General features: G+C 51.2%; 11 protein-coding genes. 6 read left to right on the forward strand and 5 right to left on the reverse strand.

Going from position 1 to position 15,417, the window contains the following annotated elements:
- Nucleotides 1-183 precede the first annotated feature (183 nt).
- The 5 genes from BJP58_RS17970 to cidR form a co-directional block, all read right to left on the reverse strand.
- Complete coding sequence (locus BJP58_RS17970) at nt 184-2,472, reverse strand: ATP-dependent DNA helicase (protein ID WP_194540001.1); 2,289 nt, start codon at nt 2,470-2,472, stop codon at nt 184-186.
- A 147-nt stretch (nt 2,473-2,619) separates the two neighbouring features.
- Nucleotides 2,620-3,414 (reverse strand): delta-lactam-biosynthetic de-N-acetylase, encoded by a 795-nt coding sequence (gene pdaA, locus BJP58_RS17975; RefSeq protein ID WP_194540002.1) that lies wholly within the window; start codon nt 3,412-3,414, stop codon nt 2,620-2,622.
- A gap of 146 nt (nt 3,415-3,560) precedes the next feature.
- Complete coding sequence (locus BJP58_RS17980; RefSeq protein ID WP_194540003.1) at nt 3,561-4,604, reverse strand: oxidoreductase; 1,044 nt, start codon at nt 4,602-4,604, stop codon at nt 3,561-3,563.
- A gap of 196 nt (nt 4,605-4,800) precedes the next feature.
- A complete protein-coding gene (locus BJP58_RS17985) occupies nt 4,801-6,423 on the reverse strand; it encodes a catalase (protein ID WP_194540004.1) in 1,623 nt (540 codons plus the stop codon).
- A 108-nt stretch (nt 6,424-6,531) separates the two neighbouring features.
- Complete coding sequence (gene cidR / locus BJP58_RS17990; protein WP_071218794.1) at nt 6,532-7,422, reverse strand: cidABC operon transcriptional activator CidR; 891 nt, start codon at nt 7,420-7,422, stop codon at nt 6,532-6,534.
- A 126-nt stretch (nt 7,423-7,548) separates the two neighbouring features.
- On the opposite strand from cidR, the gene BJP58_RS17995 reads away from it, so the two are divergent.
- The 6 genes from BJP58_RS17995 (at nt 7,549) to BJP58_RS18020 (ending at nt 15,320) form a co-directional block, all read left to right on the forward strand.
- Nucleotides 7,549-7,920 carry a CidA/LrgA family protein gene (locus BJP58_RS17995; RefSeq protein WP_100541038.1) on the forward strand — a complete coding sequence of 124 codons (372 nt, stop codon included), beginning with the start codon at nt 7,549-7,551 and terminating at the stop codon, nt 7,918-7,920.
- A complete protein-coding gene (locus BJP58_RS18000; RefSeq protein ID WP_071218792.1) occupies nt 7,917-8,606 on the forward strand; it encodes a CidB/LrgB family autolysis modulator in 690 nt (229 codons plus the stop codon). Before BJP58_RS17995 ends, BJP58_RS18000 begins: the two co-directional genes overlap by 4 nt.
- Nucleotides 8,607-8,875: 269 nt before the next feature.
- Entirely contained in the window at nt 8,876-10,735 is a 1,860-nt protein-coding gene (locus BJP58_RS18005) for an LTA synthase family protein (protein WP_194540005.1), read from the forward strand.
- Between the two features lie 814 nt (nt 10,736-11,549).
- Nucleotides 11,550-12,902, forward strand: a complete 1,353-nt coding sequence (locus BJP58_RS18010) for a hemolysin family protein (protein ID WP_194540006.1) — start codon at nt 11,550-11,552, stop codon at nt 12,900-12,902.
- A gap of 150 nt (nt 12,903-13,052) precedes the next feature.
- Nucleotides 13,053-14,642: a PTS sugar transporter gene (locus BJP58_RS18015; protein ID WP_194540007.1), complete on the forward strand. Its 1,590-nt coding sequence runs from the start codon at nt 13,053-13,055 to the stop codon at nt 14,640-14,642.
- Between the two features lie 123 nt (nt 14,643-14,765).
- The gene (locus BJP58_RS18020; RefSeq protein ID WP_233355145.1) at nt 14,766-15,320 is read left to right on the forward strand and encodes a hypothetical protein; all 555 of its coding nucleotides are present in this window, start codon (nt 14,766-14,768) and stop codon (nt 15,318-15,320) included.
- Nucleotides 15,321-15,417: the final 97 nt, after the last annotated feature.

The raw sequence follows: 15,417 nt of genomic DNA on the forward strand, positions 1-15,417 counted from the left end.
AAGACAAGTATAGCTACATGCCTTATACCCCTATACCATTAGAATTTCCCGTCCAAAGAGACCAACGTCAATGCGACCCATCCACTATGCATCATAACCATTTGACATCAGCCTCCTTCAGCTTAATTAATATATCCGTATTATAGGTGCCCAATTTCCAGGTGTCAACATCTCATGAAAAAATTAGATGCGCCTGTAATGCCTCCACTCCTCCGGCAGCAGCATCCCGTACTGTCGATTCAGAAAGCGGTCATCGACGAGCGTCAGCGTCCCGCTGTCCTGCTCCGATCGGATCAAGCGCCCTCCGGCCTGCAGCACTTTGTTCATGCCGGGGTACACGTAGGCGTAATCGTATCCCCGCTTGCCGGTACGATCAAAATAATCCTTGATGATATCATTCTCGAAAGATAGCTGCGGCAGTCCTACCCCGATGACCACGACGCTCGAAAGCCGTTCTCCCTTCAAATCGATGCCTTCGGAGAAAATACCGCCCATCACGGCAAAGCCGATCAGCGGATCTTCCGCATCCGCCTGGAAGGCATTCAGGAATGCCTCCCGCTCCTCTTCGCTCATCCCATGCCCCTGGAGCAAAGTACGGGCTCCCGGATTCATTCTGGCAAACGCCTCATGAATGTCCTGCATGTAGGGATAAGACGGCAAGAAGATCAAGGTGTTTACCGGCTTTTCCTGAACCAGCGCACTCAGCATCCGGACGATGGCCTCGCTGTTGCGCTCCCGATCCTTGAAGCGCGTCGATAACGGTAAAATTCGAACATCCAATTGCTCGGAAGAGAAGGGAGAGGGAATCGAGAGGCTGTAGTCCTCTTCCTCTGCTCCCAGCATGTCGCGGTAATATCCGAGCGGCATGAGTGTTGCCGAGAAAAATACGCTGGAGCGGTAGTTTTTTCCCGCCTGCTGAAGCAAATAAGAGGGGTCCAGGCAAAACAGCTTGAGAAACACCTCGCTCTGACTCATCTCCGCATACGTGACAAATCGGTCGTCATACAGCTTGGAGATGCGCAGATACCCCTGCACCGCAAAATAGCACTCCAGGAGCGCATCGGCCTCATCCCCGCTCTTGCCGGTCATCAGTTCTGCCTCCGCTTGGAGCGAGAAATCCTCAAGCAGCTCAACCATCATCTCCGGCTGCTGGGACCCGACAATCCGCTCTTCCTCCTCACTGACCTTACGCAGCACTTTAAAGCGGTTATTCACCCGCTTCGCCGCGTTGTAAAGCGCGGGATTGCTCTCTTTGTAAGCCCGTTGCAGCTCCAGAAAAGCCGATTTATTCAGCTCGGCCGAGAACATTCCCCGCGCACGGTCTACCAGATTATGCGCCTCGTCAATGAGCAGCACGCTGCGTTTCTTCACGTCCTCCGGCATCCGCTTAAAGGATACGCGCGGATCAAACACATAGTTGTAATCGCAGATGACGGCATCGGCTGCATACGCGGCATCCAGTGAGAACTCAAACGGGCACACCGTATGCTTCCGGGCGTACTCTTCAATAACGGGTCTCGTGATCAATGTTTCATTCGAGAGCAGGTCCAGTATGGCGCCGTTAATCCGGTCGTAGTAACCCTCCGAGAAGGCGCAGCCCATCTGACTGCAGCCTTCCGCTTCACGGAAACAAATCTTGTCCTTCGCCGTCAGCGTGACCGTGTGCATGCAGAGTCCTTGACGCTCCATACGCGCCATAGCTTCCTCCGCGGTGGTTCGGGTGATCGTCTTGGCCGTCAGATAAAAAATCCGCGACAACAGGCCCTCGCCGATCGCTTTAACCGAAGGAAACAGCGTGGATATGGTTTTCCCTATGCCCGTCGGCGCTTTGGCAAACAATCTTCGTCCTTCCCCGATGCTTTTATAAACGGCCCCGGCGAGCTTTCGCTGTCCCTCGCGGTAAGCGGGGAACGGAAACTTCAATTCGCGGATGCTCAGGTCCCTCCGCTCGCCATGCTCCCGCAGCAGGTTGGCATAAGGCGCATAAGCCGCCACGACCTCCAAGACAAAGGATTCCAGCTGATCCAAGCTCCATTCCTGTACAAACTGCTTCCGCTCTCCGCTCGGGACCTGGAAGTAGGTTAATCTCACCGCCATCTTCGGAATCTCATGCTGCTTGGCGTACATATAGGCGTACATTTGGGCCTGTGCCCAATGAACGGGGTACGTGTGCTCCGTAATCACGCCCAAATCGCCGGAAGTCGACTTGATCTCGTCAATCACGATCCGCTCTTCCTCATGAATCAGACCGTCGCAGCGACCTTCCACGACAAACAGAAGATCCTCGTAAGGAATCTCGACTTCAAGCTGAACTTCCTTCTGATCATTCTCACCATAGTCGCGCTGCACCTGTTGATGCGCCCGGGTTCCCTCGGTCAGGGATGTCGCCGTGCGAAAACCCGAGGTAATGCTGCCGCTGCGAAAGACGTATTCCACCAGCGGCCTGACGGATATTTGGATAGTATGAGGCATGATGGTCTCCTTCGTTCATGTTCTATGAAGGGTATTATACCAAACATTCGTTCCTGAAAGCGAAGCATCCGAATTCATTCGAAACAAAAAAACGTGCAGAAGGCATCCTGACAGGATGGCGTTCTGCACGCTGTATGCAACATATGCTTACGGGGCTTTCTTCTGCATCTGATCCAAACTCTTGAACTCGTACCCCCGATTCCTGGCTTCGTCAATGATCCGCCCAAGCGCCTCGGTGTTGTCCTTGGAGATCGAGTGCAGCAGGATCACGGCGCCCGGGTGGAGCTGCGCGGTTACCTTATCATAAGCATACTGCGCACCGCGCTGGGACTTCACGTCCCAATCCATATACGCGAGCGACCAGAAGACATTGGTGTAACCCAGCTGCTTGCTGGTCGCCAGCGACCGCTCATCGAAAATACCCCGCGGCGTACGCAAATATTTCATATCCGGCTGACCTGTTATGCGAATAACCTCCTTCTTCACCCGTTCCAACTCCTCGGTCAGCTTCTCTGCCGAGATCGTGGTCACATCCGGATGATTCCAGGAATGGTTGCCGATAATATGGCCTTCCGCCGTCATCCGCTTCAGCAGATCTTCCTGCGTCTTCACGTAGTGTCCGGTCACGAAAAAGGTGGCAGGCACCTTCTTCTCTTTGAGCGTATCCAGGATACGGGAAGTATATCCGTTCTCATATCCGTTATCAAACGTAAGATAGAGCTCCTTCTGCTCAGCATCGCCCATGAAGATCGCATCGTATTTTTTCAGGAGCTCCTTAAAACCCTCCTCGTTGATGGAGGGCAGCTGGCCATTGACGCTTTTTTTGAACCCAAAATGAAACGGACCGCTTCCGCCCGCCAAAGCCGCTCCGGCGATGGACAGCATCACCGCCAAGCTCATAAGAAGCATAAGGGCCGGACGAAGGATACCACGTTGCTTCATATCCGTTCTCTCTCCTTCATTGGTGTGATATGGATCGACTCCCCTGATGAAATACCTACCAAGGGTAGCATCACCTAATATCCCACAAATCGGAGCAAACTATGTGTTAACCAACCAGGACTACAATACCGTGATCCAGCGGCATCTCACGTGATCTTGATCAATCGGCCCTTCTGATGACTCTGCAATGCATACTCGATCATGCGAATAACATTGCGGGCTTCTTCAGGCTGGACGGGTAACGGGCCATCCTTCTGAATCGCTTCGGCTAGTCCCTGATAAAAGGCCTGGTAGCGGCCGGGCAGCGTCTCAATCTCGCCCTGAACCGCAAGCCCGCTCAGCTCGGTAGCAAGCTCCCCGTACTGGTCCGGCTGGTCTTCACCCCAGCCCGCATCCCCCGGGTGCATCCCCTGCTTCAGCTGTCCTTCCTGAGGGTCTGTTCCATACTTCAGGAAGCTTCCTTTATCTCCGTGCAGCTCGAATTTCGGGCCGGCTTGCCGGACCAGCGAACCGGAATGCAGAATAACGCGAAACGTTTTGTAACCCAGCACCAGATGAAAATAATCATGGGTTTTGGACCCTTTGCGCTCCTTTCTCAAATCCGCCCACAGCGTCTCTGGCAGACCGAACAGGAACAGCGCCTGATCAAGCAGATGCGAACCTAAATCGTACAGAATGCCGGACCCGGGATTTCCCTGTTCCCTCCACCGCTCCGATTGCACCTCCGGACGGTAGCGGCTGAACTGTGCCTGATAAATGGAAAGCTTGCCGAGCGCCCCCGTCTCCAGCAGATTGCGGACGGTCAGAAAGTCATTGTCCCAGCGGCGGTTGTGATATACCGTCAGCAGGACTCCCTTCTGCTTGGCAAGATCAATCAGCTGATCCGCTTCGGCGGATGTTACGGTAAACGGCTTCTCGACGACCACGTGCTTACCAGCCTCGATGGCTAACCGGGTATATTCGTAATGCGTTGCATTCGGACTCGTAATGATGACAACATCAATATCCGGATTAGACAAAAGCTCATCCACGCTATCGACAACTGCCGTATCAGGCAAATCCTTATGAACCTTGTCCGGATCTGATGACACAACCGTGTGGACTTCGTAATCCGGCACGCTTCTCAGGATAGGTGCATGAAACACCGACCCGGACAGGCCGTAGCCGATGATTCCCGCTTGTATTGCCATAAAGCAAGCCTCCTCTTCCCATGGTTCTATGTTGATTCGATATGTATCGTTTTGATTCCTTGCAACATCTTAACATTCCGCAAATATTTTACAACCTCAAATGGTAAAGCCGCCTGCACATTAATCACTGTGCAGGCGGCTTTCTTTATTGCCATAGCAAATCATAACCTGGAGACCGCTCTCGGCCTAGCGAATTTTAGTAAGGATCCGCCTCATGGCCCATGCGGTTTGCATCCTCTACTGCCTGCTCCCGTACGTTCTCGTTCGAGCCCTTTCTAGCCTGCTCGAGTCCTTCCCGCACGCGGCGTCCATAATCCTCATCCGCATTCGTGAAATATTCCACCATCTTGTCTTGAATCCGAATATCGCATTGGATAAGCGCACCCACCAGGTTGCTAATCAATTCGTTTCGCTCCCAATCCTCAAAGGCTCTGTACGTATCCCCGGCCTGCTTGAAGTCCAGCGTGCGATCCAGCTTCTGCCGGACGAGGTTGGCATTATAATGGGGTTGATGAGGCTTCGCTGTCTGCGCGGCTTCCACCAGACCGTCGGTCATGGACGGCTCGTAATCCACATGCGGGCTTTGCCCTGGTGCCTTATCCACGTAATAAGACATCTGCCCGCCGCGCTGATTGGTAGCGACCCGCTTCTTCGGCGCATTGATCGGCAGCTGCAGATAGTTGGTGCCCACCCGATGCCGCTGGGTATCCGAGTAAGAAAATGTGCGACCTTGGAGCATCTTGTCGTCCGAGAAATCGAGACCATCCACCAACACGCCCGTGCCGAAGGCCGCTTGCTCCACTTCGTTATAGTAGTTCTCCGGATTGCGGTTCAGCACCATTTTGCCTACCTTCAGGAACGGGAATTGATCTTCCGGCCACAGCTTGGTTGCATCAAGCGGATCGAATTCCAGCTCCGGATGCTCATCATCGCTCATAATCTGAACGCATAGCTCCCATTCCGGATAATCCCCGCGTTCAATGGCCTCATATAAATCCTGTGTCGCATGGCTGTCATTCATGGCTTGGATCTTGTTTGCTTCTTCCTGCGTAAGGTTCTTAATGCCTTGCTTAAGCGGCTCCCAGTGATATTTGATCAGCACACTGTTGCCCTCTGCATTGACCCATTTGTATGTATTCACACCAGAGCCCTGCATTTGGCGGTAGTTAGCCGGAATGCCCCATGGGGAGAAGACAAACGTGATCATATGCGTCGCTTCCGGGGAACGGGATACAAAGTCGAACATGCCGACTGGACCCGGAACGTTGGATACTGGATCCGGTTTGAACGCATGGACCATATCCGGAAATTTGAGCGGATCACGGATAAAAAATATTTTCAGGTTGTTGCCGACCAGATCCCAGTTGCCTTCTTCGGTGTAAAATTTCACAGCAAACCCGCGCGGATCCCGAAGCGTTTCCGGTGAGCCGGCGCCGTGGATAACGGTGGAGAACCGGACAAACACCGGTGTGCGCTTGCCTTCAACCTGAAACAGCTTGGCCCGGGTATATTTCGAAACAGGCTCATCGCCCACTTTCCCGTAAGCTTCAAAGTAACCGTGAGCTCCAGCCCCCCTTGCATGCACAACGCGCTCCGGAATACGTTCACGGTCAAAATGCGTGATTTTCTCCAGATAATGATAATTCTCCAGGGTCATCGGACCCCGATTCCCTACCGTTCTCACATTCTGATTATCCGAAATAGGATGTCCCTGGCGGTTCGTCAGCGTATCCTCCCGCTCCGTCTCGCCCCGATTCTCGGCGTATCCTGCCCGTTCTTGGTTTATTCCGTTATTAGCATCATGATCTTGGCCACTCACGAATGTCATTCCTCCTTGGATATAAGGCTTGTAAAATGGGTTCTCTTACTATGGATATTATGTCCAAGGAGTGAAAATGTATGAAATGTCCTTTAATTTAAAACAAACTTAATCATGCTCACCCAACAGTGCGCGTGTAAAGCTGATCCATTCCCTGACGGCAAAGGACAGGTACCGGTCCTTCCTCCAGATCATCCCGAGCTGCCAGGGGATCGAGGGATTATCCAGCGGCAGTATCGTCACGCGCGAAGAATCGATTTCCTTACAGATCGTCTCTGGCAGCAGTGCTATGCCCAGATTCGCGGCCACCATGCCGCTGATGAGATCCCACTGCGAGCTTTCATAGACCACCCTTGGCTCGAAGCCCGCGCTGACGCATTCGCGGATTATCCGGTCATGCAGCGTAAAGTCCTCTCGAAACAATACAAACGCCTCATCAGCAAGCTCATTCAGGTGCACATGATCTCTGTCTGCGAGCCGGTGAGAAGGATGGACGAGCAAATTCAGCTTCTCTTTGACAAAGGAATAATAATGGAATACATCCTCATTGACCGGCAGCACCGCAACGCCGATATCCGTCTGACCGCTTTCCACATCCGCTTCGACCTTCTTCGCCCCATCTTCAATCAGCTGAATGGTAATCTTCGGATATTCCCGGTGGAACTGCCCGATCACTTCCGGGAAAAAGCTTGAACCTACCATAGGCGGAAGCCCAATACGGAGATGTCCGCGCTTCAGGTTCATAAGATCCTCCAGCTCGGCCGATACCCGCTGAAAGGAATCCACCATTTGCTGCGCCTGCTGATACATGATATGACCCGCGTCCGTCAGCTCAATCCGCTTGCCCTGCCGATAAAACAAGGTTACGCCCCACTCGTCCTCCATGTTGCGAATCGTTTTGCTGATCGTTGGCTGCGTAATATACAGCTTCTCGGCAGCCTTGGTGAAGCTTTGGTTCCTCGCTACCTCAAGAAAATACTCCAGGTGCCGTATATCCATCCGATACTCCCTCCGGTTTCCTCTATGTATAGATAAATGGAATGCATATCATTCGATATATGCATTTTACCTATGAAAATTATCGTTGTAAAATTTCATTACCAATGAAAATAAAGGAGGCCGGTCATGATCAACATGCTGAAAGGAACGCTCCAAGTGGCCGGTTTCATGCTTCTTTCCTTAGGGATGGATCAACTGGCCGCTTGGCTGAATATAGGAATTCCGGGCAGCATTCTCGGAATCGTTGTAGTATTCATACTTCTCGAAACCAAAGTCCTCCGCCTAGAGTGGATCGAACTTGGCGCTAATTGGCTGCTCGCCGAATTGCTGCTGTTCTTTATCCCTGCTGCAGTTGGCATCATGAAATATTTCCCGATGCTGGAGGCCGAAGGGCTCCAGATTCTAGCCGTGGTTTTGTTTAGCACCGTCATTGTGATGGTCAGCTCAGGACTAACCGCTGGCTTCATCTCATCCAGAAAGGAGCGAAAAACACCATGAACATCCTGTTGACGGTCATTCTCGGCTTATTGTTAACGATCGGGATTTATGGGGGGGCCAAAAAACTGTATCGCCGCCTGCCAAAGGTCTATTTGTCACCGCTCCTCATTACTCCTGTACTAATTGTTGTGATATTGACACAAACAGGCGTATCCTATGAATCATACAATGAAGGGGCGCAGTGGATCAGCAAGCTGCTTGGACCGGCTACAATCGCTTTTGCCGTGCCTTTGTACAAAAACTTCCAAACCCTTAAAAAGCATGCGGCCGAGATTATGCTCAGCGTGCTGACCGGATCGGTACTTGCGATGATATCCTCCGCATTTCTCGCAAAATGGATGCACCTGAACAGCTCGCTCGCCACCAGTCTCGTGCCGCGCTCCATAACAACGCCGATTGCCATGAACGTCTCGGAGGTCATTGGAGGGGTGCCGAACATGACCGCCGTTTTTGTCATTATGACCGGGATTCTAGGCTCCATGATCGGACCGGCCGTCATGCGGATCTTCCGGATTCGGGGCGATATCGCAAGAGGTGTGCTGTTTGGGACCAGCGCCCATGGAACCGGCACCTCCAAGGCATTCGAATTCAGCTCCCTTTCGGGGACGATCTCCAGCATTTCGATGATCGTTGCCGCTCTCTTCACCCTCGGAACCGCACCACTGATTATGTCCTTTCTTTATTAATATTGCTGAGACCCTGACAAAACCGGCGATGGCCGGTTTTTTGGGCTGTCTATTTTATGTTGTTATAAGAAGCTTGGGGACTTACTTTAACTCTTTGACAACCTCCTCCGAAGAGGTCATAATAAGTTCTGTTCATTAGTTTTGTAAAATAAATGGTATACGGAATGTATATCAACAGTAAGAATAACGTCTATCGATTCTTAAATAACGAATGGCCGCTGGAGTTCTAGAATTAGGTATACCGCGGCATTGAAAGGAAGGCGATACAGGTGTTTTCCACCTCGCGGTTTCGGTTAACGATTACGAAGCCTTTTATATTTTTCTCTGTCATTATGCTGCTCAAAAGCTACCTGGCCTGGATGGTCATTTTTGATGATGTCATGCCATGGAAGCCGCTCATTACGGAAATTCCTTTTATTTGGCTTGCATTCAGCTTAATCGAATGGTTCGCTTCCAAGCGAAAGCTCGCCGCCTATATGAGTGTTAACTTATTGCTGACCGCCATATTCTTCGCAGCCATTATGTATTATAAATATTACGGTGTCATTGTTACGTATCACGCGCTGGAGCAGGTCAATCAGGTAACCGCGGTAAGCAATAGCGTATTCTCCTTGATGGACCCTTACTATCTGCTGATCTTCACGGATATCATCGGTATGTTTTTTCTATTATGGCGAAGTGACCGCGTCAAAAAATGGAAGATTCGGCATGCCAAGAAGGAAAAGCGCAAGATTATCCCTATTGTTTTCGTTGTCTCTTTAATGCTGTGCCTGTTCCAGATTATGCCGAACCGCGCAAGCATGAACGAAATCGTGAAGGCGCAGGAGATGGGCATTCTCAACTATGAGGCCTATACGATTTTCCAGCAGGAGAACAAAGAGCTCGTGGATGCCAAGACCATCACGCAGGATAAAGTCAACGGATTGAAGGGCCTCAAGGCGGCTGATCAGGAAGCCCTGCTCTCAGGTGTCGCCAAAGGGAAGAACCTGATCATTATCCAGATGGAGTCCTTCCAGGAGTTCCTGGTCGACCTCAAGATTGACGGCAAGGAAATTACGCCTAACATCAACAAGCTGGCCCGCGAGAGCCAATACTTCCCGAACTTCTACCAGAATGTCGGCCAAGGTAATACCTCGGATGCCGAGTTTGTGGTGAATACATCCTTCTACATTCCACCGCGGGGAGCGGCAACGCAGCATTATGCCGACAGAGTTCTGCCAAGCCTGCCGAGATTGCTGCAAGGGGAAGGTTATGATACCGCCACTTTCCACACCAATGTGGTGGAATTCTGGAATCGTGGAGAGCTGTACAAGGCGCTCGGTTTCAACCGTTATTACGATAAAGCATTCTTCGGCGATGAAGATAAGCTGTTCTTCGGTGCCTCGGATGATGCCCTGTATTCCAAAACCGCAGCCGAGCTGAAGAAGATGAACGAAGCCGATAAACCGTTCTATAGCCATGTCATTTCCATGTCGGCTCACCATCCGTTCACGATTCCTGAAGATAAATATCGGATGACGCTGCCGGAGCGTTATGAAGGCACCTTCGTCGGCGACTACATCCGTTCGCAGAATTACGCCGATGATGCGCTTGGTAAATTCATTGAGCAGCTGAAGAAAGACGGCGTGTGGGATAACAGCCTGATTGTTCTCTACGGAGACCACCTCGGACTGCCGATTTATTCCTTGGACAACAAGGATAAAGAGCTGATGCACGAAATTTATGGCCGTGATTATAACTCCGGCGATATGATCAATATCCCGCTTATGATCCATGGAAAAGGCCTTCAGCCGGAAGTCAAGGAGCAAGTCGGCGGGCAGATCGACCTCTTGCCAACGGTGGCTAACCTGCTCGGCGTATCGATGGACAATCAGCTTCATTTCGGCCAGGATCTGTTAAACAACACCGATAATAACTTGCTGCCGGAAAGGTATTACCTTCCTTCCGGTACCTTTATTAACAATACGACCCTGTATATCCCGGGAATCGGCTTTGAGGATGGAACCAAGCATCCGCTTCCGAACGCGGACGAGAAGAGGACCCAGGCGACCAAGGAAGAATTCGAACGCGCGCTGCAGCTGCTCCATCTGTCGGACAGCTATATCAAACAGCTGCCATACCATAAATAGCCCGTTGCTTAATAGGACAACTCTTTCGATAAATCGAAAGGGTTGTCCTTTTTTGTGTTTGGCAGAGAATCGCCGGCATCCCTTGATGCATAAGGTTTTTCAACCCGAGGGCGACGGTTATTTGACATAGTGGCTTACTTTTTCTTATGATTAATAAAATAGCCCCACAAAGTGGAGCCTATGCTTCGATGCTTATTCCAAATACTTTGCGGGGACCCCAAAACTATAAATGCGATTAAAGAGTTGCTTACGCTTCGCTGAAAACTATAAATTTTATAATCTTAGCAATATACCTTGTTTTGAAACCCGCATTCGTGGTGAAATTACGTACAACAACTTAAATGACTCATACTCATACGCTGACAATTAAGCCATATATTTTTTATGAACAAATCGATTATGAATTGTAGGAGTGACGATCCGACTTGGACCCCATACGAAGGATAAACAGAATTATATGTTCAACACTTGGCCTTCTTCTGATTGCTTCCTTTACGCATGTCCCCCTGGTGGACATTTCCGATTCCGCTGCTGCTACGCAGGGAATGGAAGCGTCTGAAGGGACTCTTCCATCGCCAACGCCGGTGCCCAAGAGCCCGGAACCCGTTCGGTTGATGCTGGAGTCAAAATTCCATGTGTCTCTGCTTTCCTTGCATAACGTTACATGCCGCACGGATACCGATATGTTTCTGCTCCTAAAGCACATGAAACTAGACCCTTTAAAATTCCGGTCGAATTATGTTGACAGCCATGCATAGTAAGTGATGGTTAATAAAAAACTAATTCGGATCAGATAAAAAAGGATGTGTTTTGTTTGGATGACAGTATAGGCTTAAATTTATTCTTAGTCGCTGTGCTTATCGCAGCTACCGCTTTTTTCGTTATGACGGAATTTGCTATCATAAGACTTCGCCCCAGCCGGGTAGACCAATTGGTAATGGAAGGGCGCAAAGGCGCGCTTGCCGTCAAAAAGGTAACTTCGAATCTGGATGGATATCTGTCCGCGTGTCAGCTGGGAATTACCATCACGGCGCTCGGTCTTGGTTGGCTCGGGGAACCGACCATCGAGAAAATTCTTCACCCGGTGTTTGATAGCTTTGCAATTCCTGCGGCCATCGGATCGCTAATCTCGTTTTTGCTTGCATTTATTATCATGACTTATATTCACGTCGTTATCGGTGAACTTGCGCCGAAGACGATTGCTATTAATAAAGCGGAAGCCGTGTCGTTCCTCTGTGCGACACCTATTATCTGGTTTAACCGGATCATGTACCCGTTCATCTGGTTGCTGAACGGATCCGCCAACAAAATCGTTCGTCTGTTCGGCATGCATCCCGCCAGTGAGCACGAGGAAGCTCACTCGGAAGAAGAACTCCGCATGATTCTGAGCGACAGTTATGAGAGCGGAAAGATCAACCAAGCTGAATACGGTTATGTAAGCCGAATTTTTGCTTTTGATGATATGCTTGCCAAAGAAATTATGGTACCCCGTACCGATATGATCTGCCTGTATGTCGATAAGCCGCTTGCCACTAATCTGCAGATCATCAAGCGCGAGCAGTACACCCGTTTTCCGGTTGTACGCGGTGACAAGGACCAGATCGTCGGCATGGTGAACACCAAGCAGTTCTTTCTGGAGTTTGATGACAATTCCAACATCGACTTGACCAAGCTGATTCATCCGGCCATGACGGTATCCGAAGCGATACCGATCAAGAAATTGCTTCGGAAAATGCAGCAGGAAGGCACGCATATGGCCATCCTGATCGATGAATACGGCGGCACCTCGGGGATGATCACGATCGAGGATATTCTCGAGGAGATCGTCGGCGAAATCCGCGACGAATTCGACGAGGATGAAGAACGCGAGTTGACCCAGCCTGAGCCGAACCGCATTATTGCCGACGGCAAGGTATCCATTAACCGGATCAACGATCTGCTTCACATCGACCTGAGCACCGATGACCTGGATACGATCGGCGGCTGGCTGTACGGACATAACTCCGAGCTTGCCAAAGGCGATACATGGACTTACGGTGAACTGACGTTTACCATCATCGAGAAGAAGACCCACCGCTACACGAAGCTGCAAATTGTTAAAGAAACAGCCGAAACAGCAGCGGAAGAGGCAGCTGCCGTCGCAGCTGCAAGCGAAAACAACGAATAGATAACAGATAGCCATGCCGCCATGCAGCCTTACCGGGTTATGCATGGCGGCTTTTCGTATACCGGAATGGCATTTTAACACTTTAACAAGTTATAACTCTGCTGTAATATAGAAATAATCGAATTTTATACATATGGGGGGCAGCAAGTCATGAATCGTCAAATCGCTATCATTGGGAGCAGCGGGGGCAATCTGTACAATCTCGGCGGCAAAGACCCGCGCAAGCTGCTGGATGAGATATTGATGCAGCTGGAGAGCGCAGGCCTGTCCTGCGGGGCGCTGCAGTTTATTGCTGCCCAGGTCTCCATGGATGCAGCCAAGGATACAACGCCCGCCGCGCTTTACAGCTGGAGCATTTCTCAAGGGGAGCCCATCGTTATTGCCGAGGGCACTCTTAAGCAGGTCAATCAGGCGGCTGAACGGCTGGACCGGGAGATTGCCGAGCAGATTGAACTCGGCGAGATTGACGGCATCATCGTTATGAGTGCCGACCCTGAGGGCAGCAACCGGCACGCCATTGAGGCTGCTGCCAAGTTCCGATTGCCAGTGACCGGTACTGGCGGAGCTTCCATGGCCATCATCCAAACCAAAGGCGCGCATGTCATCGCCGCTTCGGGTACCACCGGAACCACCAACCGAACCCGCGCGGTCACCTTTGTTACTTCCCTCAGCAAGCATTGGCGACTAACGTATCGGCCGGTCATCGGAAATGCAGCCGCGAACCTTCACGGAGCGTCCGGAAGCTCGTCGCCATGGCGGCGCATCAATATTCGGGGCATTATGATGGCATCCCTCCCCGGGTTTATCGGCATGGCCCTGATTCTCGCAGTCAGCAAAATCCCGGGGTTATCCTCGCTGACCGAAGTGTTTGATCTATTGATTAAGGCGCTGCCGGTCATCGTTGCTGTGATCGCTGCCAAACAGGTATCCGAACTGGACGAGGTATCCATCGTGGCAGGCATCGTGGCAGGTGTCCTCTCCGTCGAGGGGGGCATTATCGGAGGCATCATTGGCGGAATTGGCGCAGGTATCATCGTCCATTACATATTCCGTCAGTGCGTGGAGTGGCGTTTCCCCGCAACCACGGTCAACATTGTTGCAGGCGGTATATCGGGACTGATTGCCGGTCTGCTGGTTTACTTCCTCATTGCACCGATTGCGCTGAGTGCAGGGCAAGGCATCCGCTTCCTGATCGAAACGCTTGTCTCCTGGAGCCCGGCTATAGCCGGATTGATTGCAGGCCTGCTGATCTGGCCCGCGATCATTGGCGGCGTTTATCATGCGGCCATCCTGCCAATTGTACTGCTGGAGATGGAGACAACAAGCAACAGCTTCCTCGGCGCGGTGGATATGGTCGGTCTGGTGATGGTGTCCGCAGGAATCACGCTGGCCAACATTATCGCCCCGCGGGATAAGGGAGAAGCGGCCGTAGCGGCTCCCGGGTTTGCTATCAATATGGGTTTTGGCACCTTCGTTGAAGCCGCCTATCCCTTCATGTTTTCGAACAAACTCGTGTTTGCTGGAGCGATTGCTTCCGCAGGTCTTGGCGGCATGCTCGTCGGTTTATTCGGCGTTCGGGGAACCGCCTACGTGCCTTCCTTTATCGGTCCCATCACATCGAATAACACCATTGGCTTCCTGATCTCCATGGCAGCCAGCATGCTCTGCTCGTTCCTGATTACGTTCTTCGTAAACAAACTGTCCGGTTATCGGGATGCGAAAAACACCGTGAGCATGTAGGATATGGTCAGCTCCAATAAGCAGGATTTTAACTAACCAAATGTCCTGAAAAAGGGTTTATATTATAGATAGGCTCCTTGATTTGGATGCCTATACCCATTCGAAAAACGGAAGGAGGTTATGATGATCGTGAAATTCAGAAGAATATCGTTGTTCGCGCTGACAAGTGTCCTGCTGGCCGCTTCGCTAATCTGGAACAGCGAACAAGCAGCCGCTAACGATGCAGAGAACTATTCCGTGAAGGCAGCAGGCACCCCCATGACTAGCGTTCTTGTTCACAAAGGCAAAGCGTACGTTCCGCTCAAGTCCTTAGCCGATGCAATGGGGTATGAAATTTCCTATACGCTGAAGGAGGAGTTGGACAACTTTCATCAATATGACGTGAAGGCTGCGAACAGCCCCCCGGTATCGATATGGGGCAACGACAGATGGGGGTATACGATCGTTCGGCGGGCAACGCAAGAGATGAACGTGAACGATATCGATATTTATAAGCCGGCCAAGCTATGCCCCGAGGAATCGGACCATTGCAAGCTTGATGAGAGCAAGTATAACGGCCCTCTTTTTATCAAGAACACCCTCTACGTACCTGTCCGAGACATGGCCACAGCCTTAAATCTGAAGCTGACCATGAAGCAGACCCAGAAAGGGCGCATCATTCATCTGTCCCAGCGCTGAAGCTCCCATTTCCCCCTAACGAATACTTGAAAAAGCCAGGCAGAGTCACGAACTCCGCCTGGCTTTTAATCGGAATAGAGGCAATCCAATCCTTCAA

Origin of the sequence: Paenibacillus sp. JZ16, assembly GCF_015326965.1 — a bacterium.
GTDB lineage: Bacteria > Bacillota > Bacilli > Paenibacillales > Paenibacillaceae > Paenibacillus_AQ.